This window comes from Roseomonas sp. CAU 1739, assembly GCF_039839775.1.
Taxonomy (GTDB): Bacteria; Pseudomonadota; Alphaproteobacteria; order Acetobacterales; family Acetobacteraceae; genus Neoroseomonas.
The window spans coordinates 41,467-63,001 of sequence record NZ_JBDOQQ010000018.1; the positions used below are offsets into that span (position 1 = coordinate 41,467).

The following is a 21,535-nucleotide window of genomic DNA, read 5'->3' on the forward strand; positions in this document are numbered from 1 at the left end:
CGCGAGGCCGGCTCAGTGCCCCAGGCCGGCAGGGAAGTCAAGGCACCCCTGAAGGCGCCTTGTCCGGGGCCGTCCCCGTCACTAGGTTGCCCCCGCTTTCGAGGAGGGCCCATGCGCGCGCTGTTCTGGCTGCTGGATACCGCTATCAGCCTCTATGTCTGGGCGTTGATCATCGCGGCGGTGCTCTCGCTGCTGCTCGCCTTCAACATCCTCGACGGCCGCAATCGGCTGGTTTGGACGATTTCTGACTTCTTCTACCGCGTGACCGAGCCCGTCCTGCGGCCGATTCGCCGGTTCCTGCCGGACCTGGGCGGGGTCGACCTGTCGCCGCTGGTGCTGATCCTGCTGCTGCAGGCGCTGCGCATCCTGCTCGGCGAGATCTATGTCGGCATGCTGACCAGCGGCTTCGGCTGATGACCTTCTGGCGCGCGGAAGGCGGTGCGGTGCTGGTGCGGGTGAAGGTGCAGCCCAAATCGCGCCGGCCCGGCCTGGGCGGGGTGAAGCCCGCCGCGGACGGACCCCGCCTTGCCATCGCCGTCACCGAGGCACCCGAGGATGGCCGGGCCACCCGGGCGGCCTGCGCTACCCTGGCGCGCGCATTGGGCGTGGCGATGTCGGCGGTCGATCTCGTGCAGGGGGCGGCAAGCCGCGAAAAGACCCTGCGCATCGCAGGCGACCCCGTCGCCCTGCGTCCCGGCCTGGATTCCCTCGCATGACGGCCCGCATTCTCGATGGCAAGGCGATCGCCGCCGCGCTGCGCGCCCGCCTGGCCGACCGTGTGGCCGTGCTGCCCTACAGCCCCGGCCTGCGCGTGGTGCGGGTGGGGGAAGACCCGGCCTCCGGCGTCTATGTCCGCAACAAGGACAAGGCGGCCAAAGCCGCCGGCTTCGACAGCGAAACCATCCACCTGCCGGCCGAAACGACCGAGGCCGACCTGCTCGCCACCATCGCGCGCCTCAACGCCGACCCGGCGGTGGACGGCATCCTGGTGCAATTGCCCCTGCCGCCGCAGATCCGCACCGAGGCGGCGATCGCCGCCGTCGATCCGGCCAAGGATGTGGACGGCTTCCACCCGCTGAATGCGGGCCGCCTGGCCGCCGGGCAGCCCGGCCTGGTGCCCTGCACGCCGCGCGGGGTCATGCACATCCTGGCCGAAGCGGGCGTGGCGCTGGGCGGGGCGCGGGCGGTGGTGCTGGGCCGGTCCCAGATCGTTGGGCGGCCCATGGCGCAGCTCCTGCTGGGCGCCGATTGCACCGTGACCATCGCCCATTCCCGCACCCGCGACCTGCCGGCGGAATGTCGCCGCGCCGACGTCCTGGTCGCCGCCGTCGGCCGACCGGAGATGGTGCGCGCGGACTGGATCGCGCCGGGCGCGATCGTGATCGACGTCGGCATCAACCGGCTGGCGGATGGCCGGCTGGTGGGTGACGTCGCCTTCGCCGAGGCCGCGCCCGTTGCCGGCGCCATCACGCCGGTGCCCGGCGGCGTCGGGCCGATGACCATCGCCTGCCTGCTGGAGAATACGCTCGACGCAGCCATCGCGCGGCGCGGGGCGGCATGATGCTTGTCCGCATCCTGCAGGCGGTCGGCATCGCCGGGCTGCTGGCCTGTGCCCATCTGGCCTGGGAATCCACGCCCTGGGGCGGCGAGGGCTGGAACCGCGGGCGGATGCTCTATGCCTGGGCCGGGGCGATCCCCGCACTCGGGCTGCTCGGCATTGCCGCGCTGATGGCCGCCCTGCGGCGGCAGGCGACCGAGATCAGGGCCTTGAAGGATGGCCTCGCGCGAATCGAGAGGCGCCTCGGGGCGTGAGTGCCGGCACGCTCGGCCTCGCCGGGCTGTTCGTCCTGATGTGGGCTTCCGCCTTCAACGCGGCGCGTATCGTCGCGCTGGAATGGCCGCCGCTTATGGCGTTGTCGCTGCGCTTCGCGATCGGCGTGCCGCTGCTGCTGGCGGCTGCCTGGTTCATGCGGGCGCGGTTGCCGGCACGGGCGGACCTGCCACGCATCGCGGCCATGGGCGCCTTCGGGGTGGGTGGCTATCTCGGTTGCGCCTGGGCGGCCTCGGCGCTGATCCCTTCGGGGCTGGTCGCCCTGCTGTCGGCGACGGCACCGCTGTGCGTGGCGCTTGGTGAACGCCTGCTGTTCGGCCGGCGGCTGGCTGCACAGGCCTGGGTGGGGCTCACGCTGGGGTGGGTTGGCGTCGCCATGCTGGGGCTGCCACGCGCCGTGCCGGGGCTCGACGCGGCGGCGGCGGGTGGCATCGCGCTGGCCCTGGTCGGCGCGCTGTCCCAGGCGGGCGGGTTGCTCGCCTTTGCCCCGGCGCGCGGCCGGCTCGATCCATGGATGTCGAATCTGGGCCAGACGATGGTGGCCGCCCTGGCGGTGGCGCCTTTCGCGCTGGTGCTGGAACCCCTGCCGCGTGCAGCGCCGGACTGGTTCGGCGTGGCGGCGCTGGCCTGGTCCATCCTGGTCGTCGGACTGGGCGGCTATGCGTTGTACTTCGTGTTGCTGCGGCGACTGCCGGCCTCGACCGCCGCCGCGCTGCAACTGTTGGCGCCGCCGGTCGCGGCGCTGCTCGGCTGGGCGATGCTGGATGAGACGCTGCGCGTCACGGACCTCGCCGGCGGTGCGGTGACGCTTGCCGGGCTCGCGCTGCTGCTGCGCGCGCCGCGCTGATCATCCGGCGCGCATCGCGTCCGCCACGGCGCGGTCGGCCGCATCGTCGCTGGCCGACAGGCCGGCGTGAACGCCGTCACGGTCGGGCTGCGCCCGGTTCTGGCTGAGCTTGCGCTTGCCGATCAGCGTCTCGATCCGCAGCACGACGCCGACGATGCCCTTCAATTGCGCGGCGACGAAGTCATCCGGCGCATCGGTCACCGCCCATGGCGCGGCGCGGGGTGCCTCATGGTGTTGCGTCAGGCGGGTGACGATGTCGTGCAGCCGCCCCGCATCCTCGACGATCTCGACCGGGCCGATGGCGTGCACGGCGACGTAGTTCCAGGTCGGCACGACCCGGCCGTGTTCCGCCTTCGACGGATACAGGGACGGCGAGACATACGCCTCGGGCCCCGTGAAGATGGCCCGCGCGGCACCGGCGGCGGCAAGGGCGCGCCATTGCGGGTTGGCCCTGGCGACATGGCCATACAGCGTGCCCTGTGGCCCTTCCTCCGGCACCAGCGTCATCGGCAGGTGCGTCGCGTCCGGCACGCCGCCATCCGCCGCGGCGCTGACCAGCAGCGCCAGGCGCGCCGCGCGGATGATCTCCCCCAGCACGTCTGGGCGGTCCTCGCGGAAGGCGGGCGGGTTGTACATGGCGCGGTGCTCCTATCGGGTGCAGGCTACCGGCCCGCGGCCGGATCGGAAAACGGCTGCCTGCGCGCAGGAGACATGCCATGGACGAGGACCGATTCAACATGGAACTGCGCAAGTTCCTCAAGCAGGTCGGCGTCACGTCGCAGCGCGAGATCGAGCGCGTGGCGCGCGACGGCGTCGGCGGCCCCAAGGTGCTGCGGCTGACGATGACGCTCACCTCACCGGATGCACCTGGCCTGCACCACACGGTCGACGCCGCCATCCCGCTGGATTGATTGCCCCATGACCAATGACCTGATCCGCCTCACCGCCACCGAGGCGGTGGCGAAGCTGCGCGCCGGCGAGGTCTCGCCACTCGAGATGATCGACGCCGCGGCTGCGCGCATCGCGACCGTGGAGCCGGCGGTGAATGCGCTGCCGACGCTGTGCCTCGATCGTGCGCGCGACCACGCGAAGGCGCTAATGAACGGCCAGCGGCGTGATGCGGAAGGCGAGCCGGGCTGGCTCGCCGGCCTGCCGGTCGCCATCAAGGATCTCACCGAGGTTGCCGGCGTGCGCACCACCTTCGGCAGCCCGATCTTCGCGGATTACGTCCCCGACCGCAGCCATCCCGTCGTCGAGCGCATCGAACGCCGCGGCGGCATCGTCATCGCCAAATCCAACACGCCCGAATTCGGTGCCGGCGGATCGACCTTCAACGAGGTGTTCGGCCGTACGCGCAACCCCTGGAACACAGCGCTGACCTGTGGCGGGTCCACCGGCGGTGGGGCGGTCGCCCTGGCGACCGGGGAGGTCTGGCTCGCCCATGGCTCCGACCATGGCGGGTCGTTGCGCCGCCCAGCGACCTACTGCTCGGTCGTCGGCCTGCGGCCTTCTCCAGGGCGCGTGACACGCGGCGCGCAGGAGGATCTGTGGTCGCCGCTGTCCGTCCAGGGGCCCATGGCGCGCAACATTCCCGACCTCGCGCTGTTCCTCGACACCATGGCCGGCTGGGACATCGACGACCCGATGACCTATGACGCGCCGGCGCGCTCCTATGTGGACGCGGTCGTCGCCGCGGAGCGCGAGAAGCCCCCGCGCATCGCCTTCGCCACCGATTTCGGCGGCGCGATGGCGATGGACCGCGAGACGGCGGCGATCTGCGCGAAGGAGGTCCGCCGCCTCGAAGCCCTCGGCATCGTCATCGAGGAGGTGTTCCCCGACCTCGGCGCGCTGAACGAGGCCTTCCTGGTGCTGCGCAGCCAGCATTTCGTGGTGGACCGCGAGGAATTGCTGGCGACCCGGCGCGACATGCTGAAGCCCGACATCGTTTGGCAGACCGAACGGGGGTTGTCTGAAACACCGTCCCGCCTCGCCTGGGCCGAACACGAACGCGCGCGCTTCTTCCGTTCGCTGCGCGACATCTTCGCCCGCTGCGACGTGCTGATCACGCCAGGTGCGTCCACGCCGGCCTTCGACGTGATGCTGCGCGCGCCGGAGAAGATCGGCGGCAAGGTGCTGGAGAACTACATGGGCGGGTCGCTGATCAACGCCTTCGCGACAATGGCGGGCTGCCCCGCCGTCGCGGTGCCTTGCGGCTTCGACAGCCACGGCCGGCCGGTTGGGCTGCAGGTCGTCGCCCCGCCGCGCCAGGATGCGCGGGCCCTGCAGGTCGCGGCGCTGTTCGAGCGGCTGAGCGGGATCGACCGGCTTCTGCCGCTCGACCCGAAGCCAGGGGTGGTGCCGCCCTACGAGTGATGCCGTGACCCGTTGCCCGTGGCTTGCGCTCGCCGAGGGCGGGCGAGGTCACGGATGCGGCCCGGCGGAGCCAAGCCGGCCGATGCCGGTGCGCGGCCCCCTCACAAGCATGGCAAATCCCGCGCGCCGGCAATCGGCCGAAGGTTTCGGCATGACCGCAACGCCCGGACTGTCCGTCGCGCATGGGATCGGCGAAGACGAGTGAATGTCCGCCCTCGCCTGGTCCCTGCTGGCTGCCTTGTCCGTCCTTTGGGGCGGGTCGTTCTTCTTCGTCGGTGTGGCGGTGGCGGAGATCCCGCCGCTGACGCTGGTGGCGCTGCGTGTCGCCATCGCCGCGGCGATGCTGTTGGGCGGCGCTGCCGCTGCTGGGCGTGGCGCCGCCGCGCGGCAGTCGCGCCTGGCGCGCGATTGCGATGATGGGGCTGATCAACAACGTCATCCCCTTCACCCTGATCGTCTGGGCGCAGCAGACGCTGCCCTCCGGCCTCGCATCGATCCTGAACGCCACCACGCCGCTGTGGACCGTGCTGGTCGCACACGCCTTCACGCGGGAGGAGAGAGCGACGCCGGGCAAGATCGCCGGCGTGCTGTTCGGCTTCGCCGGCGTGGCGGCGATGATGGGCGCGGACATCCTGGGCGGCGCGGCGGCGGCCGGGGTGGCGACGGCCGCGATGCTGGCGGCGACCTTCTCCTATGCCTGCGCCGGGGTCTTCGGGCGGCGCTTCCGCGCCATCGGCGTCGCGCCGATGCAGGCGGCACTCGGCCAGGTCACGGCATCCGCCGTCGTGATGCTGCCGCTTGCGCTGGTGATCGACCGACCCTGGGGTCTGCCGGCCCCCTCCGCCGCCACTGTCGCCGCGGTGCTGGGCTTGGCGGGGCTGTCCACCGCCGCGGCCTATGTCCTGTATTTCCGCATCCTGGCGCTGGCCGGGGCGGTGAACCTGGTGCTGGTCACCTTCCTGATCCCGGTCAGCGCCATCCTGCTCGGCACGCTGCTGTTGGATGAGGCCCTGGCGCCGCGCCACCTGGCCGGGATGGCGCTGATCGCGGCCGGCCTTGCCGCGATCGACGGGCGGGCGCTGGCCTATGCTTCGCGGATCTTGCGCTCGTAGTGCTTCGAATACTTTTCCGTGATCAGGTCGGTCTTCACCATGACCGCAACGTCCGTGGTGTTGAACTGCGGGTCGATCACCGCGCCGTCACCGACGAAGCCGCCCAGCCGCAGATACCCCTTCACCAGCGGCGGCAGGTCCACCAGCGTCTGCTTGCGGTCGATGGTCGCCGGGTCCTTGCGCATCATCTCGACGTAACGGTCGGGCAGGGCGCGCGGGCGGATCTCCTCCGGCGCCATGTGGTTGGCCGCGAGGTAGGTCAGCTGGTCCGCCAGTGCATCCAGGTCGGTGCCGGGCAGGGAGGCACAGCCGAACAGGATGGCGATGCGGTGCCTGGCCACATAGGCGGCGATGCCGCTCCAGAGCAGTTGCAGCGTGCCGCGCGTGCGATAGGCGGCATCGACGCAGGACCGCCCGCATTCCACCAACTCGCCCTCGACGGCGAGGATCCGGGAGATGTCGTATTCGGCGGCCGAGTACCAGCGGCCGAGCCGTGCGGCGGCCCCGCGGCGGATCAGCCGATAGGTGCCGACGACGGATTCCGCGCCCTCGCCCTTGTCGTGGTCCACCACCAGCAGATGATCGGCGACGGCGTCGAAATCGTCCCGGTCGCGGCGGCTCGATGCGGTCGCCGCATCGGCATGGGCGCCCATCTCCTCATAGAAGACGCGGTAGCGCAGCGCCTGCACGGCGTCGATCTCGGCCGGGTCGCGCGCCAGCCGCACGCCCAGATTGCCCGAGCGGAGCTCGCCGAAGCCCGCGTCCTCAATGACGCTCACGAGTCGCGCCCGGCCTTGCGGCGCTTGGCCGGGATCTCGGCTTCCGCCGGTTCAGGCCGGCGGCCGAACAGTTCCAGCCGCTGGCCAACGAGGACGAAGCCGAGTCGGCGCGCCAGCACCCGCGCCAGCGCCTCGAACTCCTCATCGGCGAATTCGATCACCTTGCCGGTATCCACGTCGATCAGATGGTGGTGATGGCCGCGGTCGGCCGGATCGTAGCGGGCACGTCCGCCGCCGAAGTCGCGCCGTTCCAGGATGCCCTTTTCCTCGAGCAGCCGCACGGTCCGGTACACCGTCGCGATGGAGACCTTGTTGTCGAGCGCCAATGCGCGCCGATAGACGTCCTCGACATCGGGGTGATCCTCGGCCTCGCTGAGCACGCGCGCGATCAAGCGGCGCTGCCCCGTCATCTTGAGGCCGCGCTCGATACAAAGCTGTTCGATCCGGGACGGCGTATGGTCCTGGGTCGTTGGGCGGGCCTGAATGCGGCTCTCCATGCGGCGGTTGGTACCCCGTTCTGTCACGCGCCGAGTCCGGCGCGGCCGGGGACGATAGTCCGGCCGGCGCCGTCAGGCCACAGCCAAGCTGCGACCCGCTGTGGCCACCATATGGGGTGCCACGGCCCGGATGCATACTGCCGCCCCGCCTGACGCCGGGGCTGCGGTCGGCCTAGCCCAGCCACGCGCAGCCCGGCCGCGGTGTCAGCCCTTGCCCTTGACGCGGGCGCGCGGCGTGGTGCCGAGCCCGATCTTCTTGGCCAGCGACGAACGATGCTTGGCATAATCCGGCGCCACCATTGGATAGTCGGCCGGCAGGCCCCAGCGCTCGCGATACTGTTCGGGCGACAGGTTGTAGGAGGTCTTGAGATGCCGCTTGAGCATCTTCAGCTTCTTGCCGTCCTCGAGGCAGATGAGGTAGCCCGGCGTGATGGACTTCTTGATCGGCACGGCCGGTTGCGGCCGTTCGGGTTCCGGCGCCGGGTGGCTGCCGACGCCGGCCAGCGTGCGGAACACCTCCTGGATCAGGCCTGGCAGTTCCGATGCGGGAACCGGGTTGTGCGAGACATGCGCGGAGACAATCTGTGCCGTCAGGCCCAGAAGCTCCCCGTGCGGGTTGGAATCAGCCATTGAATGTGCCCCCTGTAGACTTAGCGGGGACCGTTCTACCTGTCGTCGTAACGGCCGGCAATTCGCGCTATGGTGAATTCCATGACACACGCAAATGTCCCATCCGGTCACGAAGAAACGACAGGGTTTTCCGTCCTGGACATCACGCGAGAAACTTGTCCGATGACCTTCGTGCGCGTGCGGTTGGCACTTGATCGTCTCGCTCCGGGCGATGTGCTTGAGGTTTTGCTGTCGGGTGAAGAGCCGCGCCGAAATGTCCCGCGTACGGCGGTGGAACAGGGGCACGCCATACTCGCGCAGACCGAGGATTCGGCCGGTATCACCCGTCTTGTTTTGCGCCGGGGCGCGTGAGCGTCAGGCGCAGCACCAGCGCATCGGCACCGTCCGGGTAATAGGCGCGCCGCCGACCTGCCGCGGCGGCACCGAGACGCCCGTAGAGCGCGCGGGCCGCGGCGTTGGTCTCGGCGACTTCCAGGAACAGTTCGACCGCGCCCCGATTCGTTGCTTCGCCGGCCAGTGCCGCCATCAGGGCAAGGCCGACGCCCGTGCGCCTGGCGCCCGGGTGGACTGCGAGGGTCAGCACCTCGGCCTGGTCGGCCGCGACCCGTCCCATGGCGAAGCCCAGAGGCGAGCCGGCTTCGGCGGCGACCAGCGCGAAATGGCCGGGCAGGCCGAGCATGAGTTCGATCGCCTGGGGCCCCCAGCGTTCCGCGGGCGGGAAGGCGGCGGCGTGCAGCGAGGCCAGCAGCGCGGCCGCTTCGCCCCCCACCGCGCTGATCGTGCTCGCCATCAGGCGGTCCGGCTCGGCGGCGGGGCGCTGACCGCGGGGGGCTCGGCATAGAGCGGCGTGGCGTCGCGTGGCGGCAGCCGCCCGGCGAGACGATCCGCGGCCACGCGTGCCACGGCGGCGGCGCAGGGCAGTCCCGGGCGCGACTGCGCCACGTCGCCGCGAGCGGTGAGCAGGGCAGCCACCGCCTCTGCAGCGTCGCCGAGGATCAGCACCGGTGCGCCGGCCGCCGGCAGCGAATCGAGCGGCGCGACGATCGGCAGGCCAGGTTTGGCGGCGCCCGGTGCGAAGCATTCCAGCACGACGCGCCCGCGGCGATTGTCAATCGCCGCCCAGATCGCCCGGCCGGTGGCGAGACCTTCCGGCAGGGCGGCCGCCAGTGCTTCGCCGGTGGTCACGCCGACCAGCGGGCGGCCGGCGGCCTGGGCGAGGCCTTCGGCCAGCGCGATGGCCGCGCGCAGGCCGGTGAAGCCACCGGGGCCGACACCCACCGCCACGGCGTCCAGCGCAGTCGCGGCCCAGCCCGCGTCGGCGAGGATCTCCGCCGCGAAACGCGGCAGCAGGGCTGGGTGGCCGCGCGCCGCCTCCTGCTGCCGCGCCGCCACCACGGCGCCATCCACGAGCAGCGCGACGGAGCAGCGGGCGAGGGCGCCTTCGACGGCGAGAATTCTCATGCGCGGCGACTTAGAGCAGATCCCGATCACGTGGAATCACCTGATCGGGTGAAGATGCTCGAAAAAACAAAAGACTAGGGCCGCTGCCGTGAGCCAATGCGAACGGGAGCGGCTTTAGACCGTTGCCGGCGGGGTGGAATGTCCGCGGGGCCGCGATGATGAGGGAGTGCGTGGCGGCGCACGCTCTGGCGCCGCGATGCCGGTTGACCGAGTTGTGATCGATGTCGGACCGATATGAGGTGAAACATCATCATAGATTCTCCACTTATAGGTGTGGCATGTCGGATGGGAGACGCCGAGCGGATGCAACTGCCCGCACCAGACGAGGTTGCCGGAAAGCTGGCGGCGGCGGTCGTCGACGGGCGCATCACGCCGGTCTTCCAGCCCATCCTGGCCCTGCGGGATCGGAGCCTGGTCGGCTTCGAGGTCCTGGCGCGGTGGCACGACCCCGCGCTGGGGATCGTCAGCCCCGGCATCTTCATTCCGATCGCCGAGCGCGCCGGCCTGCTCAATGCCCTGACCAGCCGGCTGATGCGCCAGGGCTTCCGGGCCGCCCTCGCCTGGCCCGGCGAATTCGTCCTGGCCTTCAACATCTCGCCGACGCAGTTGCTGGACGCCGGCCTGCCGGACCTGATCCGCGGCGCGGCCGCGACCTCATCGTTTCCCCTGGCGCGCGTGCATGTCGAGATCACCGAGAGCGCGATCCTCGCCGACGATGCGGCGGCGCTGCGCATGGTGCAGGAATTGCGGGCCATGGGCGTGGGCCTGGCGTTGGACGATTTCGGCACCGGCCATTCCAGCCTGACGCGGCTGCAGGCGCTACGCTTCACCAAGCTGAAGCTGGATGCGAGCTTCGTGCGCTCGATGCTGGATGATCGCCACAGCCGCAACATTGTCTGCGCCGTGGTGGGGCTTGGGCAGAATCTCGGCCTTCCAGTGGTGGCCGAGGGCGTGGAGACCGAGGCGCAGGCCCGTTACCTCAGCCGCATCGGTTGCGACCTGGCGCAGGGCTTCCTCTTCGGCGCCGGCCTGCCGGCGAAGGACGTGCCGGCGACGATGTCTGCGATCGGCAGGCAGAGCACCCTGGCCGCGCTGCCGCGGCTGTCGCCGCAACGCTGCCTCGCGCAGATGGCGGCGCTGTATCGGTCGTCGGCGCTCAGCGTTGCGTTCCTGGACCCGGACCTGCACCTGCTTGGTGTCAGCGAAGGCTTTGCGCGGCGCCTTGCGCTGCCGGCGCGGGCAGTGATCGGCCGGACCATCGCCGAGTTGATGCCGCGCATCGTGCCCATGATCGAGGACCTGCACGGCGACGGCCATGGGACCGCAACGCGGCCGGCCTTCGAGATGGACATGCCCGCCGGCGGCACCGATCTGCTGACCCTGCAGTTCGTCAGCGACGAGGCGGATGAGCTCCTCGGCTATTCGATCACCGGCATCGACATCACCGGGCGCAAGCAGGCCGCGCTGGTGCTGCACGGGAGCGAGTGAGGTCCCGGCGACAGCATCGGGCATCGGCCCGGCGCCGCGCGGTGCTGGTGTGCGTGGCGGGTCGGCCGGCACCGCTGGCGCCTGGCCCGACGACCGCCGCGGGGCCGGCTGCCGCCCGGTACGCACATCACCGCCAATGCGCCATGACGGGGCTTCCATCGCCTTGCCCGGCCGGTCAGGATGGCGGCAAGCAAGGTCCAGACCTGGGAAGGAACCTCCATGACCATCACCCGCCGCGGCCTCGGCGCCGGGGCGCTTGCGGTGTTCGCCGCGCGCGCCGCGACTGCCCAGACCACCTGGCCGAACCGCGCCGTGCGCATCGTCGTGCCCTATACGCCGGGCGGGGTTTCCGACATCACCGCGCGGCTGATAGCCGATCCGCTGTCCACCGCCTGGGGCCAGCCCGTGCCAGTCGAGAACCGTGCCGGCGCCGATGGCGTGATCGGCACCGAGGTGGTCGCGCGCAGCCCGGCCGATGGCTACACGCTCGGCCTTGTGTCGGTCGGGCATCCGGTCAACGCGGCCTTCTACCGGCTACCATTCGACACCATGCGCGACTTCACCTTCGTCACGCAGACCACCTCGACGCCGCTGGTGCTGTGCGCGGCGCGCGACTTCGCCCCGAACACCGCGGCCGAGCTGGTGGACTATGCGAAGCGCAACCCCGGCGTGACCTTCGCCGGCACCGGCGGCGTGGTGCGGCTCGCCCCCGTGCTGTTTGCCCAGCGCACCGGGATCACGCTGGAATACGTGCCCTATCGCGGCAGCACCCAGGCGCATCCGGACCTGATGGCCAATCGGGTGAACATCATGTTCGACACGGTGCCGGCCGCGCTGCCGCATATCCAGTCCGGCGCGCTGAAGGCGCTGGCGACCACGGGCGCGCAGCGCAGCGCGCAGTTGCCGGACGTGCCGACAATCGGGGAAGCCTTCCTGCCGGGCTTCGAGGCATCGACCTGGGGCATGATCATCGCCCCGGCCAACCTGCCCGCGCCGGTGCTGGCGAAGCTCAACACCGATATCCGCGCCGCGCTGCAGAACCCGACGGTGATCGACCGGCACAAGACGCTGGGGGCGTCGATCGTGTCCAATACGCCGGACGAAATGCGCGCCTTCGTGCAGGCGGAACTGGACAAGTGGGGGGCGGCGGCGCGCGCGGCGGATATCCGGCCGCAATAGGGGCGCCGGCGGGACCTTCGTCCCCGCCAGGGCCACGGCACCCGGGACCGCCATTTCCCTGTCGGCGCATCCGGCGGCGCGGTCCAGGGCGGCTTGTTGCCCTGTGGCCTGTCATCGGCGGAAGGCTCTGAGGCTTTGGTGGGGTGGCTCACACAGACAATGTTCGGCCATACCCCCCATCTCCATCCGGCGTTTCGAGCCTGGTGTGCGCGGCCGGTCGGGGCTGCGCGGTGCTACGCGGCAAATTGGCATCGGGTCGCGCGCCGCCCCTGCGCGACACACCCTCTTGCCTCGCAGCCCCCCGCGCCCGGACACTGGTCGCCGCACAAAACTCCGGAGCCGCCTGCGTGACGCCAACCTTTTTCCGCCGGCTCCTTGTTGCGGCCATGCTGCCTCTGTCGGGCTGCACCCTGCCCGCAAGCAACCCATCCCCGCCGCGCCCTGTGGTCACCGCGCCACCACCTGTGGTGCTGGCCAGCCTTGCAGCCATCGCGACGGTTCGGTTCTTCGATGCCACGACGCGGCAGGCCGTGCTGGAGACCGCCGGTGGTGCGGTCATCGACATGACCGCCGCACCCGAGGCGCGCCGCTTCGGCACCTTGCGCCAGGGCGCGCGCGTGGTTGTCGAATATGAAGCGAGCGGCGTGGTGCGGATTGCCCCGGCGGCGCGGCTGGCGCGCGCGGATGCCGGTGGACGGATACGCGCGACGATCCGGGAGGTCGCGATCGGCGGTGGCACGATGGTCCTGGCCGGACCGGATGGCGGGACGCAGGAAGTGACGCTGCAGAACCCGCCGATGATGGCCTTCGCGACGCGGCTGCGCGCCGGCGACGAGGTGGCGGTCACCCTTGTCCAGGACAGCGCGCCGTAGGATGGATCGCGTCCCCGCCGAATCGGCTGACGGTGCGAAGGCGCCCATCGGACGATCCATGGCGTGGGCGGAGCGAAGTCGTGCGCGCGCGGCGTGCCTCGGTACGCGCGTGGCCCAGAGCCGTTTCCGTTCGCCCGGGCTCACAGCGGTGACTCTAGCCTGCTGTTTATTCGAGCAGCTTCATCCGACCAGGTAATGCCAACGGCGCGAGTCATTGGCTCGTGCCGAGGCCGCGAAGGCGGCCCGCCGGTCGTCCGGCGAAAGCCAAGCAAACCGGGGGTTTGCGCGTCACGCCATGGGCGTGCCTTCGGCACGACGCGTCTGAAGGCAGGCCGAAGCCGATGCCAACGGGCGAAGAAATCGGCCGTTGGTGTGATTCCACCTGATCGGGATCTGCTCTACCGGCCGGGCTGCATCGGGTACCACAGCCCATCCTGGCCCTGGACGAATTGCCGCCCCTGGGCGTCGCGGCCATAGATCTGGCCGGTGCGCGGGTCCTGCGTGATCGACCCGCCCATGTAGGGCAGCACCTGCTGCTGGCCGGTGCGCGGGTCGGTCCAGGTGCCCTGGCCCTGCATGACCCGGCCGGCCTCCCCCTGGTTGCGCCCGTAGCCGTCATCCCACTGGCCCTGGGCGAGACCGCGCTGGCGTTCCGCCTCCCGCAGCCCGGCGAGGCGGTCCTGTTCGGCCCGCTGGTTCTGGGATTCGTTGCGGCGGAAAGCCTGGATGCCCTCCCGGCTGAACCGGTTGGTCGCGGCACATTGGTAGGCGAAGGTCGGCCAGGGCGTCTGGCCGCCCTGCGCGCGGTGCTGTGCGTAGTATTGCTGACAGATCGGGTCCTGCATCGCCTGCTGGATGATCTGCTGCTCGGCCTGTTGCATCTGCTGCATCTGGGCGGCGCGGTCGCGGTTCACCTGGTCGGCCATGGCGCCGTAGTCGGGGCCGAGATTCCAACCATTGTAGGTCACCTGCGCGCCGGCCGGCGCGGCGGCCAGCACGGACAGCAGGAGAGCGGCAGCGGCGGCCTTGCGCATGGCGCGGATCCCGAGAGTCTTGATGGCGGAACCTTGCCATGACCGATCCGAGGCCGCAGCGAAATCCTTCATTCGGGGGCGTGTCTCATTCACCGCGGGATGCGGTGAAGGGATCATGCGGCATCGCCACTCCTGGAGCCGCTTCCGTTCGCCGCGCCGCTCGGCAACGTCTCCAGCCCACCCGATCGGGATCGGCTCCAACCGCTCCGCCACGGGCCTTGGAGAGCAATCTGTGGCGCCTTGCGATCAGGTCGCGCTTCCCGAGCAGCGCGCGCCGGTCACGATAGCCGCGCCCAGCACCAAGCCTCGGCTATCCAAAAGGCCCACAGGATTTCAGGTGGGTGAGAGGGGCAGCATCCCTCTCAGCAGGGCATCGCCGCGATACCTTCGCGCCGAGGCCTGAGGGTTCTTTCGTTTCCATGACACGCACCCGTCGCGCGTCGCCCCCGCCTCATACCAACGGCCGAATTCTTCGACCGTTGGTATTGGCTTCGGCCTGCCCTCGGATGCGTCGTGCCGAAGGCACGCCCATGGCGTGACGCGCAAACCTCCAGTTTGCTTGGCTTTCGCCGGGCCGCCTTCGCGGCCTTGGCACGAGTCAATGACTCGTGCCGTTGGTATCAGAGATTCTTTGCGAAGAATTCCAGCGTCCGCTTCTGCGCCAACTCGCAATCCGCCTGCACGTACGACCCGCGTTCGTCGCACCCGAAGCCGTGGCCGCCGCCATAGACATGGACATCCACACCGGGCTGGGCGGCCCTGATCGCCGCGACGTCGGTCATCGGGATGGAGGCATCCGTCTCGCCGAAATGCAGCTGAACGGGGCAGCGGGCAACCTCGTCCTTCGCCGCGGCGATGCCGCCGCCGTACCAGCCGCAGGCGGCGGAGAAGGCGCTGGTGCGCGTGGCACCATGCCAGGCGACGGTGCCGCCCCAGCAATAGCCGACGATGCCGCGCTTCACGCCGGCCGGCAGCGCGGCCGCAGCGGCGAGGATGTCGAGCACGGTCAGCCCGTCATTGATCTTGCCGCGCAGTTCCCGCCCCCGCGCGACATCCGCGGCCTGGTAGCCGAGTTCGATTCCCTTGCCCACGCGGTCGAACAGGGCGGGGGCGATGACGGCATAGCCCGCGGCGGCGAAGCTCTCGCAGACATTCCGCATGTGGTGGTTCACGCCAAAGATTTCCTGCACCACGACCAGGGCGCGGGTGGCGTTCTGCGGGCCGGCCCGCCAGGCGGACAGGCGGTGGCCGTCGGCCGCGGTCAACGAGATCATGGACATGGACGTTTTCCCTTGGAGCGAGAGGCGGCGTATCCTCCCCCCATGGGCGAGATCGTCAATCTGAACAAGGCCCGCAAGGCGCGAGCGCGGCAGGATGCGGATGCGGATGCCGCGGCGAAGCGGGCGAAGCACGGGCGCACCAAGGCGGAGAAGATGCAGGACGCGCAGGCCGAGGCCCGCCGCAAGGCGTTGCTCGACGGTGCGAAGAAGGAGGACTGATCGCCATGCGCCACCACATGCTGGCGGGCTTCCCGCCTTCCGTCTCGCCATCCTCCCACGCGGTGGAGACCGATGGCTTCGTCTTCCTGACCGGCCAGTTCCCGCGCGACATCGATGACCCCGAGGCGCCCTTTCCCGACGGCATCGCGGCGCAGACGACGCGGACCATGGGCAATCTGGCGCGTGCGCTTGGTGCGCTGGGGCTTGGGCTCGAACACCTTGTTTCGGTGCGCGTCTACCTCTCGGCCTTCGAGCGCGACTACGGTGCGATGAACATGGCCTACGCCGCGGCGCTGCCCGAAGGCGGCCGTCCGGTGCGAACTTGCGTCGGCGTCACCGCGCTGGTGCGGGGCGCCCTGATCGAGATCGAGGCCATAGCCAGACGCCCCTGACCCGCGTGGCGCCAGGATACCGTGCTCCAGGGGGCCGTCGCTCCCTGGCGGGGGGAGCCCGGGAGAGGCCGCGCCGCTCTCGGCCGTCCACCGTCAGACGTAGCGCCGGCGCAGAAGCCCCTTCTCCCGCGCCTCGCGTTCCAGCGATTCGCGATAGTCGGGATGTGCCAGTCCGATCAGCGCCTCGGCGCGTTCCGGCACCGACTTCCCCTTGAGGTTCACCATCCCGTATTCGGTGACGACGATCATCATGTCCGAACGTGGCGTCGTCACGATGTTGCCCGGTGTCAGTTCCACCGCGATGCGGCTTTTCCGCACGCCGTTGCGTTCATAGGTCGAGGCCAGGCAGATGAACGACTTGCCGCCGTTGGACGCATAGGCGCCGCGGACGAATTGCAGCTGCCCGCCGGTGCCGCTGATGTGCCTGTGGCCATCCGATTCGGACGAGGCCTGGCCCTGCAGGTCGATCTGGGTCGTGTTGTTGATCGCGACCACGCGGTCGTTGCGGGCGATGATGTCGGGCAGGTTGGTTTCGTCGACCGGGCGGCAGATGAAATCGGGATTGTCGCGCACCGTGTCGTACAGCGCCTGGCTGCCGAGGGCGAAGCTGTAGGTCACCAGGTCCTGGTCGAAGGCCTTGCGCGCGCCGCTGACGCGCCCGGCGCGGTACAGTTCGGCCAGGCCGTCATTCAGCATTTCGGTATGGATGCCGAGATCCTTCACGCCGCTGTCCAGCAGCAGCGTGGTCACCGCATTGGGCATGCCGCCGATGCCGACCTGCAGGCAGGCGCCGTCCTCGATCTCGGCGGCGATCAGCCGGGCGACGGCGCGGTCCACGTCGGTGGCGACGGCGTTGGGCAGTTCGGGCAGCGCCGCGTCGTCGCCGGCGATGACGTAGTCCACCTCGCTGCGATGCAGCCGCGCCTGCGGGCCATGCACCGGCGGGATGTGCGGCGATTCCTCGATGATCACGGTCGCCGCGCGTTCGACCACCGCCGGGTGCCACAGGTTGAGCGGGCCGTAGTTGAACCAGCCCTGCGCATCCATCGGCGAGGTCCGGATCACCGCAATGTCCAGCCTGTCGACGAAGCGCCGGTAGTAATCCGGGATCTCGCCGAGGTTGCACGGGATGTAGTGGCACAGCCCGGCATCGTGCATCCGGCGATCATAGCCGGAGAAATGCCAGTTGAAGCACCGGAAGCTCCGGCCCTGCGGATCGGCTTCGAGGATGGCGCGCGGGCGCATGCTCAGGCAGTTGCGGATGGTGACGTCGCGCAGTTCCGCGGCGCGGGCCGCCAGCGCGCGGTCGAAGGCATCGGGCTGGTTGAAGCCGACGCCGTAGTCGAGCCAGTCGCCGGATGACACGAGGGCGGCGGCCTCGGCCGCGCTGATACGGCGGGCAGACTTGCCCGCGGCCATGGACTGCATCCGTTGCTCCCTGTCGCGGCGGACCGGTCTCAAGCCGGACCGCGCTGAAAGAGTCGCAGGATTCCGTCCGCCCGGCCAGGGTCCCGAGACGCAGAACGGCGGGTGGTGGTTGCCCACCGACCCGCCGTTGTCGTCCCGCATGCCGGGGGGGGCGCGCCGCCGGGGCGGCGCGCGCCGTGTCAGTGGGCGTTCGCCCAGACCTTGCGCTTCACCGCATAGGCAAGGCCGGCGAGCAGGGTCAGGAAGACGATGAGCTTGATGCCCATGGCGCGGCGTTCCTCGAGCTCGGGCTCGGCGGCCCAGGCCAGGAAGGTCGCCACGTCACGGGCCATGTTCTCGACCGTGCCGGGGGTGTGGTCGGCGAATTCCACCTGGTCGGGGTTCAGCGGCCGCGCCATGCCGATCTGATGGCCGGGGAAGTACCGGTTGTAGTTCATCCCGTCGCCCAGGGTCATGCCGGCGGGCGGATCCTCATAGCCGGTCATCAGCGCGTAGATGTAGTTCGCACCACCGGCGCGCGCCTTGGCGATGACCGACAGGTCCGGCGGCAGGGCGTTGTTGTTCGCCGCGCGCGCTGCCTGCGGGTTCGGGAAGGGGCTGCGGAAACGGTCGGACGGACGGCCCGGCCGTTCGAACATCTGGCCTTCGTCGTTCGGCCCGTCCTGGATCTGCACCTGGGATGCGATGGCCGCGACCTGCGCGGGCGTCAGCCCGAGTTCGGTCAGGTTGCGGTAGGACAGCAGGTGCATCGCATGGCAGGCCGAGCAGACCTGCGAGTAGACCTGGAAGCCGCGCTGCGCGCTGGCGCGGTCGAAGGTCCCGAACACGCTGTTGAAGCTGAAATTGGCATTCGGGATGTGGATTTCCTCCCCGGCCGCATGGGCAGCCGGGGTGGCGAGGACCAGCCCGCCGAGGAGGGCGAGGGCCTTGAGCGAAGAACGCAGCATGGTCAGGCCTTCTCCATCGGCTTCGCCGCCGCACCCGCGGGCAGTGGCCCGCCGCCGAGCACGGCTCGTGCGATGCTCTCGGGCAGCGGCAGCGGCTTTTCGAGCCGCGCGAGCAGCGGCAGGATCACCAGGAAATACGCGAAGTAGTACGCGGTCGCGAAGCGGCTGATGGTGACGAAGGGTTCCTCCGGCGGCTTGCCGCCGCAATACAGCAGCACGAGGAAGCAGACCGTCCACAGCAGGAATGCGATGCGCGCGATCGGGCGGAAGCGCATCGAGCGCACCGGCGAACTGTCGAGCCAGGGCAGCACGAACAGCAGCGCGATCGAGCCGAACATCATCAGCACGCCGCCGAGCTTGTCCGGCACCGCGCGCAGGATCGCGTAGAACGGCAGGAAGTACCATTCCGGTACGATGTGCGCGGGCGTCACCAGCGGGTCGGCAGGGATATAGTTGTCCGGGTGGCCGAGGTAGTTCGGCGCGAAGAACACCAGCACGGCGAAGACGATGAAGTAGATCACCAGGCCGAAGCTGTCCTTCGCCGTGTAGTACGGGTGGAAGGGCAGGGTGTCCTGCGGGCCCTTGGGCTCGATGCCGAGCGGGTTGTTCGACCCCGTGATATGCAGCGCGACGATGTGCAGGAACACCACGCCCACGATCACGAAGGGCAGCAGGTAGTGCAGGGCGAAGAAGCGGTTCAGCGTGGGGTTGTCGACGCTGAAGCCGCCCCACAGCAGCTGCACGATCCACTCGCCGACCAGCGGGAAGGCGGAGAACAGGTTGGTGATGACGGTGGCGCCCCAGAAGGACATCTGGCCCCAGGGCAGCACGTAGCCCATGAAGGCGGTGGCCATCATCAGCAGGAAGATGACGACGCCCAGCATCCACAGCAGCTCACGCGGCGCCTTGTAGGACCCGTAGTACAGGCCGCGCCAGATGTGGATGTAGACGACGATGAAGAACATCGATGCGCCGTTGGCGTGCACGTAGCGCAGCAGCCAGCCGAAATTCACGTCGCGCATGATGCGCTCGACGGAATCGAAGGCCATGGAGGTGTGCGGCGTGTAGTGCATCGCCAGGAAGATGCCCGTGGCGATCATGATCATCAGGTTGACCATGGCGAGCGCGCCGAAATTCCAGAAGTAGTTGAAATTCCGGGGGGTCGGGAAGGAGCCGTACTCCTTCTGCATCATGGTGAAGATCGGCATGCGCTGGTCGATCCAGCGCAGGACGGGGTTCGGGATGTCGCTGTTGTGCAGGCCACTCGCCATCGTCGCGTTCCTCAGCCGATCCGGATCTTGGTATCGGAGGTGAAAGTGTACGGCGGAATGTCAAGATTCCGCGGCGCCGGCCCCTGCCGGATGCGGCCCGAGGTGTCGTAGGCGCTGCCGTGGCACGGGCAGAACCACCCGTCGAACGGCCCCTTGGTGTCGGTAGGCTTCTGGCCCAGCGGAATGCAGCCCAAATGCGTGCAGATGCCAATCATCACCAGCCACTGTTCCTTCTGGACACGGGACTGGTCGGTCGCCGGGTCCTTCAGGTCGGCCAGCGGCACGGCGCGGGCTTCCTCGATGTCCTTGGCCGTGCGGTGCCGGATGAAGATCGGCTTGCCGCGCCACATCACGGTCACCGCCTGGCCGGCCGTGATGGTGCCGAGTTCGGCATCCGTGCTGGCCAGCGCCAGCACGTCGCGCGCCGGCTGCATCGAATTGATGAAGGGCCAGGCGATGGCGCCGACGCCAACCCCGACGAATGACGCTGTTACCAGAGTCAGGAAGTCCCGCCGCGGCGTCCCGCCGGCTGCGGTGGCCTCGCCACTATCCGCCATGCCTCACCATCCCTTCCGCCGGCACGCCGAAGGGCGGTGCCGGCCGCATCAACCCGAACCGGGCACCGGTGCGGCACCCGCAAGCAGGGCTGGGCAGGCGCGCGGCCACGCGCGCTGCCCTCCCTGCGCGGCCGACCTTATACGGGGCGCTCGCGCGGGGTGTCCATGGCACGCCGGCCGCTTGCGGCCCCGGCGGACAAGATGGCCCGACAATATGCTCTGTGGGCCTCATCTTGGCTGCGGCACCGGAACGAACCGTGATCCGCCCGATTGTCCGCGCCGGGCGGCGCCGCGGCCGCTTCGCGTCTTGCGCTGCCGGCGCGATGCAGGGCATCCGACAGCGTGGCCCAGGTCACGCGGCCGTCGCGTCGCGGGGCGGCGAGCATGACCGAGCAGGAGGCGAGCATGACCGAGCAGCAGGCAGGCAAGACCGAAGCCGGCGCCATCGAAGCGCATCAGGGCGCACCGTCGGACCATCCGATGGTCGGGCCGGCCCGTGCCTGGTTCGAGGCGTTGCGCGACCGCATCTGCGCGTCATTCGAGTCGATCGAGGACGATCTCGCCTCCGGTCCCCATCGCGACCTGCCCGCTGGCCGGTTCGAGCGCACCGCCTGGACCCGCCCCGAAGGTGGCGGTGGCGTGATGTCGGTGATGCGCGGGCGGGTCTTCGAGAAGGTCGGCGTCAATGTCTCGACCGTGTTCGGGGAATTCTCCCCCGAGTTCCGCAAGCAGATCCCGGGCGCCGAGCAGGATCCACGTTTCCTCGCCACCGGGATCTCGCTGGTGTCCCACCTGCGCAATCCGCGCGTACCGGCGGCACATATGAACACCCGCTTCATCGTAACGAACCGGGCCTGGTTCGGCGGCGGCGGCGACCTGACCCCGATGTTCCCCGACAGCGCCGAGGCGGCGGAGGATGCGCGAGGCTTCCACGCCGCCTACAAGGCCGCCTGCGACAAGGCGGACCCGACCTACTACCCGCGGTTCAAGCAGTGGTGCGACGAATACTTCTTCCTGCCCCACCGCAACGAACCCCGCGGGCTGGGCGGCATCTTCTATGACTGGCTCGGCGACCGCACGCCGGGCCAGGGGATCGAGGCGGACTTCGCCTTCACACAGGACGTCGGCCTCGCCTTCCTCGATGCCTATCCGGCCATCGTCCGCCGCCGCATGCGGGAGGCCTGGACGGCGGAGGAACGCCAGCAGCAATTGGTGCGCCGCGGCCGCTATGTCGAATTCAACCTGATCCACGACCGCGGCACGCTGTTCGGCCTCAAGACCGGCGGCAATGTCGAGGCGATCCTGATGTCCCTGCCGCCCGAGGTCGCATGGCCGTGA

The 21,535-nt window shown here is 69.8% G+C and carries 27 protein-coding genes; 15 read left to right on the top strand and 12 right to left on the bottom strand.

Going from position 1 to position 21,535, the window contains the following annotated elements; translation table 11 throughout:
• The first annotated feature begins 111 nt into the window (after nucleotides 1-111).
• From AAFN86_RS23765 to AAFN86_RS23785, 5 genes are read left to right on the top strand one after another with little or no spacing between them, the layout of a single operon-like run.
• A complete protein-coding gene (locus AAFN86_RS23765; RefSeq protein WP_347546056.1) occupies nucleotides 112-414 on the top strand; it encodes a YggT family protein in 303 nt (100 codons plus the stop codon).
• A complete protein-coding gene (locus tag AAFN86_RS23770; protein ID WP_347546057.1) occupies nucleotides 414-716 on the top strand; it encodes a DUF167 domain-containing protein in 303 nt (100 codons plus the stop codon). Before AAFN86_RS23765 ends, AAFN86_RS23770 begins: the two co-directional genes overlap by 1 nt.
• Nucleotides 713-1,561, top strand: a complete 849-nt coding sequence (folD, locus tag AAFN86_RS23775; RefSeq protein WP_347546058.1) for a bifunctional methylenetetrahydrofolate dehydrogenase/methenyltetrahydrofolate cyclohydrolase FolD — start codon at nucleotides 713-715, stop codon at nucleotides 1,559-1,561. Before AAFN86_RS23770 ends, folD begins: the two co-directional genes overlap by 4 nt.
• Nucleotides 1,558-1,812, top strand: a complete 255-nt coding sequence (locus tag AAFN86_RS23780) for a hypothetical protein (RefSeq protein WP_347546059.1) — start codon at nucleotides 1,558-1,560, stop codon at nucleotides 1,810-1,812. The genes folD and AAFN86_RS23780 overlap by 4 nt, the downstream gene beginning before the upstream one ends.
• Nucleotides 1,809-2,678, top strand: coding sequence for an EamA family transporter (locus AAFN86_RS23785; RefSeq protein WP_347546060.1), 870 nt, complete (start codon nucleotides 1,809-1,811; stop codon nucleotides 2,676-2,678). Before AAFN86_RS23780 ends, AAFN86_RS23785 begins: the two co-directional genes overlap by 4 nt.
• Here the strand turns inward: AAFN86_RS23785 and AAFN86_RS23790 are convergent, their stop codons facing one another.
• A complete protein-coding gene (locus AAFN86_RS23790) occupies nucleotides 2,679-3,314 on the bottom strand; it encodes an FMN-binding negative transcriptional regulator (protein WP_347546061.1) in 636 nt (211 codons plus the stop codon).
• An 80-nt stretch (nucleotides 3,315-3,394) separates the two neighbouring features.
• Between AAFN86_RS23790 and AAFN86_RS23795 the strand changes: the two genes are divergently transcribed.
• The 3 genes from AAFN86_RS23795 (at nucleotide 3,395) to AAFN86_RS23805 (ending at nucleotide 6,163) form a co-directional block, all read left to right on the top strand.
• Nucleotides 3,395-3,589, top strand: a complete 195-nt coding sequence (locus tag AAFN86_RS23795; protein ID WP_347546062.1) for a DUF6494 family protein — start codon at nucleotides 3,395-3,397, stop codon at nucleotides 3,587-3,589.
• Between the two features lie 7 nt (nucleotides 3,590-3,596).
• On the top strand, nucleotides 3,597-5,051 hold the full coding sequence (locus AAFN86_RS23800) for an amidase family protein (RefSeq protein WP_347546063.1): 1,455 nt from the start codon (nucleotides 3,597-3,599) through the stop codon (nucleotides 5,049-5,051).
• 320 nt (nucleotides 5,052-5,371) lie between these two features.
• Entirely contained in the window at nucleotides 5,372-6,163 is a 792-nt protein-coding gene (locus tag AAFN86_RS23805; protein WP_347546064.1) for a DMT family transporter, read from the top strand.
• Here the strand turns inward: AAFN86_RS23805 and AAFN86_RS23810 are convergent.
• The 3 genes from AAFN86_RS23810 to AAFN86_RS23820 all read right to left on the bottom strand — a co-directional run bounded on the left by AAFN86_RS23810 (nucleotide 6,136) and on the right by AAFN86_RS23820 (nucleotide 8,069).
• Nucleotides 6,136-6,933, bottom strand: a complete 798-nt coding sequence (locus tag AAFN86_RS23810) for a GNAT family N-acetyltransferase (protein WP_408906629.1) — start codon at nucleotides 6,931-6,933, stop codon at nucleotides 6,136-6,138. The genes AAFN86_RS23805 and AAFN86_RS23810 overlap by 28 nt on opposite strands.
• Nucleotides 6,934-6,938: 5 nt before the next feature.
• Entirely contained in the window at nucleotides 6,939-7,439 is a 501-nt protein-coding gene (locus tag AAFN86_RS23815; RefSeq protein ID WP_347546066.1) for a Fur family transcriptional regulator, read from the bottom strand.
• A 204-nt stretch (nucleotides 7,440-7,643) separates the two neighbouring features.
• Nucleotides 7,644-8,069 carry a MucR family transcriptional regulator gene (locus AAFN86_RS23820; protein ID WP_347546067.1) on the bottom strand — a complete coding sequence of 142 codons (426 nt, stop codon included), beginning with the start codon at nucleotides 8,067-8,069 and terminating at the stop codon, nucleotides 7,644-7,646.
• Between the two features lie 81 nt (nucleotides 8,070-8,150).
• Between AAFN86_RS23820 and AAFN86_RS23825 the strand changes: the two genes are divergently transcribed.
• Complete coding sequence (locus AAFN86_RS23825) at nucleotides 8,151-8,420, top strand: sulfurtransferase TusA family protein (protein WP_408906627.1); 270 nt, start codon at nucleotides 8,151-8,153, stop codon at nucleotides 8,418-8,420.
• Here AAFN86_RS23825 and AAFN86_RS23830 read toward each other — a convergent pair.
• Nucleotides 8,389-8,859, bottom strand: coding sequence for a GNAT family N-acetyltransferase (locus AAFN86_RS23830; RefSeq protein WP_347546069.1), 471 nt, complete (start codon nucleotides 8,857-8,859; stop codon nucleotides 8,389-8,391). The genes AAFN86_RS23825 and AAFN86_RS23830 overlap by 32 nt on opposite strands.
• Nucleotides 8,859-9,530 (bottom strand): tRNA (adenosine(37)-N6)-threonylcarbamoyltransferase complex dimerization subunit type 1 TsaB, encoded by a 672-nt coding sequence (gene tsaB / locus AAFN86_RS23835; protein WP_347546070.1) that lies wholly within the window; start codon nucleotides 9,528-9,530, stop codon nucleotides 8,859-8,861. The genes AAFN86_RS23830 and tsaB overlap by 1 nt, the downstream gene beginning before the upstream one ends.
• Nucleotides 9,531-9,833: 303 nt before the next feature.
• On the opposite strand from tsaB, the gene AAFN86_RS23840 reads away from it, so the two are divergent.
• The 3 genes from AAFN86_RS23840 to AAFN86_RS23850 all read left to right on the top strand — a co-directional run bounded on the left by AAFN86_RS23840 (nucleotide 9,834) and on the right by AAFN86_RS23850 (nucleotide 13,069).
• Nucleotides 9,834-11,018 (top strand): EAL domain-containing protein, encoded by a 1,185-nt coding sequence (locus tag AAFN86_RS23840; RefSeq protein ID WP_347546071.1) that lies wholly within the window; start codon nucleotides 9,834-9,836, stop codon nucleotides 11,016-11,018.
• Nucleotides 11,019-11,237: 219 nt separating this feature from the next.
• Complete coding sequence (locus tag AAFN86_RS23845) at nucleotides 11,238-12,197, top strand: tripartite tricarboxylate transporter substrate binding protein (RefSeq protein WP_347546073.1); 960 nt, start codon at nucleotides 11,238-11,240, stop codon at nucleotides 12,195-12,197.
• 347 nt (nucleotides 12,198-12,544) lie between these two features.
• The gene (locus AAFN86_RS23850; protein ID WP_347546074.1) at nucleotides 12,545-13,069 is read left to right on the top strand and encodes a hypothetical protein; all 525 of its coding nucleotides are present in this window, start codon (nucleotides 12,545-12,547) and stop codon (nucleotides 13,067-13,069) included.
• A 398-nt stretch (nucleotides 13,070-13,467) separates the two neighbouring features.
• On the opposite strand, the gene AAFN86_RS23855 is transcribed toward AAFN86_RS23850, so the two are convergent.
• Nucleotides 13,468-14,103, bottom strand: coding sequence for a hypothetical protein (locus AAFN86_RS23855; RefSeq protein ID WP_347546075.1), 636 nt, complete (start codon nucleotides 14,101-14,103; stop codon nucleotides 13,468-13,470).
• 620 nt (nucleotides 14,104-14,723) lie between these two features.
• On the bottom strand, nucleotides 14,724-15,383 hold the full coding sequence (locus AAFN86_RS23860; RefSeq protein ID WP_347546076.1) for a dienelactone hydrolase family protein: 660 nt from the start codon (nucleotides 15,381-15,383) through the stop codon (nucleotides 14,724-14,726).
• Between the two features lie 42 nt (nucleotides 15,384-15,425).
• On the opposite strand from AAFN86_RS23860, the gene AAFN86_RS23865 reads away from it, so the two are divergent.
• Nucleotides 15,426-15,602, top strand: coding sequence for a DUF4169 family protein (locus tag AAFN86_RS23865; RefSeq protein WP_347546077.1), 177 nt, complete (start codon nucleotides 15,426-15,428; stop codon nucleotides 15,600-15,602).
• 5 nt (nucleotides 15,603-15,607) lie between these two features.
• Entirely contained in the window at nucleotides 15,608-15,994 is a 387-nt protein-coding gene (locus AAFN86_RS23870; RefSeq protein ID WP_347546078.1) for a RidA family protein, read from the top strand.
• Between the two features lie 93 nt (nucleotides 15,995-16,087).
• Here the strand turns inward: AAFN86_RS23870 and AAFN86_RS23875 are convergent, their stop codons facing one another.
• The 4 genes from AAFN86_RS23875 to petA form a co-directional block, all read right to left on the bottom strand.
• A complete protein-coding gene (locus AAFN86_RS23875) occupies nucleotides 16,088-17,422 on the bottom strand; it encodes an acetyl-CoA hydrolase/transferase C-terminal domain-containing protein (protein WP_347546079.1) in 1,335 nt (444 codons plus the stop codon).
• A gap of 179 nt (nucleotides 17,423-17,601) precedes the next feature.
• Complete coding sequence (locus tag AAFN86_RS23880) at nucleotides 17,602-18,369, bottom strand: cytochrome c1 (protein WP_347546080.1); 768 nt, start codon at nucleotides 18,367-18,369, stop codon at nucleotides 17,602-17,604.
• 2 nt (nucleotides 18,370-18,371) lie between these two features.
• A complete protein-coding gene (locus AAFN86_RS23885; RefSeq protein ID WP_347546081.1) occupies nucleotides 18,372-19,640 on the bottom strand; it encodes a cytochrome b/b6 in 1,269 nt (422 codons plus the stop codon).
• Between the two features lie 11 nt (nucleotides 19,641-19,651).
• On the bottom strand, nucleotides 19,652-20,197 hold the full coding sequence (petA, locus tag AAFN86_RS23890; protein ID WP_347546082.1) for a ubiquinol-cytochrome c reductase iron-sulfur subunit: 546 nt from the start codon (nucleotides 20,195-20,197) through the stop codon (nucleotides 19,652-19,654).
• A gap of 480 nt (nucleotides 20,198-20,677) precedes the next feature.
• On the opposite strand from petA, the gene hemF reads away from it, so the two are divergent.
• Entirely contained in the window at nucleotides 20,678-21,535 is an 858-nt protein-coding gene (gene hemF / locus AAFN86_RS23895) for an oxygen-dependent coproporphyrinogen oxidase (protein WP_347546156.1), read from the top strand.

Coding starts and splice junctions, on each gene's coding strand:
- AAFN86_RS23765 (WP_347546056.1), top strand. CDS start 112: ATGCGCGCGCTGTTCTGGCTGCTGGATACCGCTATCAGCCTCTATGTC.
- AAFN86_RS23770 (WP_347546057.1), top strand. CDS start 414: ATGACCTTCTGGCGCGCGGAAGGCGGTGCGGTGCTGGTGCGGGTGAAG.
- folD (WP_347546058.1), top strand. CDS start 713: ATGACGGCCCGCATTCTCGATGGCAAGGCGATCGCCGCCGCGCTGCGC.
- AAFN86_RS23780 (WP_347546059.1), top strand. CDS start 1,558: ATGATGCTTGTCCGCATCCTGCAGGCGGTCGGCATCGCCGGGCTGCTG.
- AAFN86_RS23790 (WP_347546061.1), bottom strand. CDS start 3,314: ATGTACAACCCGCCCGCCTTCCGCGAGGACCGCCCAGACGTGCTGGGG.
- AAFN86_RS23795 (WP_347546062.1), top strand. CDS start 3,395: ATGGACGAGGACCGATTCAACATGGAACTGCGCAAGTTCCTCAAGCAG.
- AAFN86_RS23800 (WP_347546063.1), top strand. CDS start 3,597: ATGACCAATGACCTGATCCGCCTCACCGCCACCGAGGCGGTGGCGAAG.
- AAFN86_RS23815 (WP_347546066.1), bottom strand. CDS start 7,439: ATGGAGAGCCGCATTCAGGCCCGCCCAACGACCCAGGACCATACGCCG.
- AAFN86_RS23820 (WP_347546067.1), bottom strand. CDS start 8,069: ATGGCTGATTCCAACCCGCACGGGGAGCTTCTGGGCCTGACGGCACAG.
- AAFN86_RS23825 (WP_408906627.1), top strand. CDS start 8,151: ATGACACACGCAAATGTCCCATCCGGTCACGAAGAAACGACAGGGTTT.
- AAFN86_RS23830 (WP_347546069.1), bottom strand. CDS start 8,859: ATGGCGAGCACGATCAGCGCGGTGGGGGGCGAAGCGGCCGCGCTGCTG.
- tsaB (WP_347546070.1), bottom strand. CDS start 9,530: ATGAGAATTCTCGCCGTCGAAGGCGCCCTCGCCCGCTGCTCCGTCGCG.
- AAFN86_RS23840 (WP_347546071.1), top strand. CDS start 9,834: ATGCAACTGCCCGCACCAGACGAGGTTGCCGGAAAGCTGGCGGCGGCG.
- AAFN86_RS23845 (WP_347546073.1), top strand. CDS start 11,238: ATGACCATCACCCGCCGCGGCCTCGGCGCCGGGGCGCTTGCGGTGTTC.
- AAFN86_RS23855 (WP_347546075.1), bottom strand. CDS start 14,103: ATGCGCAAGGCCGCCGCTGCCGCTCTCCTGCTGTCCGTGCTGGCCGCC.
- AAFN86_RS23860 (WP_347546076.1), bottom strand. CDS start 15,383: ATGTCCATGATCTCGTTGACCGCGGCCGACGGCCACCGCCTGTCCGCC.
- AAFN86_RS23865 (WP_347546077.1), top strand. CDS start 15,426: ATGGGCGAGATCGTCAATCTGAACAAGGCCCGCAAGGCGCGAGCGCGG.
- AAFN86_RS23870 (WP_347546078.1), top strand. CDS start 15,608: ATGCGCCACCACATGCTGGCGGGCTTCCCGCCTTCCGTCTCGCCATCC.
- AAFN86_RS23875 (WP_347546079.1), bottom strand. CDS start 17,422: ATGCAGTCCATGGCCGCGGGCAAGTCTGCCCGCCGTATCAGCGCGGCC.
- AAFN86_RS23880 (WP_347546080.1), bottom strand. CDS start 18,369: ATGCTGCGTTCTTCGCTCAAGGCCCTCGCCCTCCTCGGCGGGCTGGTC.
- AAFN86_RS23885 (WP_347546081.1), bottom strand. CDS start 19,640: ATGGCGAGTGGCCTGCACAACAGCGACATCCCGAACCCCGTCCTGCGC.
- petA (WP_347546082.1), bottom strand. CDS start 20,197: ATGGCGGATAGTGGCGAGGCCACCGCAGCCGGCGGGACGCCGCGGCGG.
- hemF (WP_347546156.1), top strand. CDS start 20,678: ATGGTCGGGCCGGCCCGTGCCTGGTTCGAGGCGTTGCGCGACCGCATC.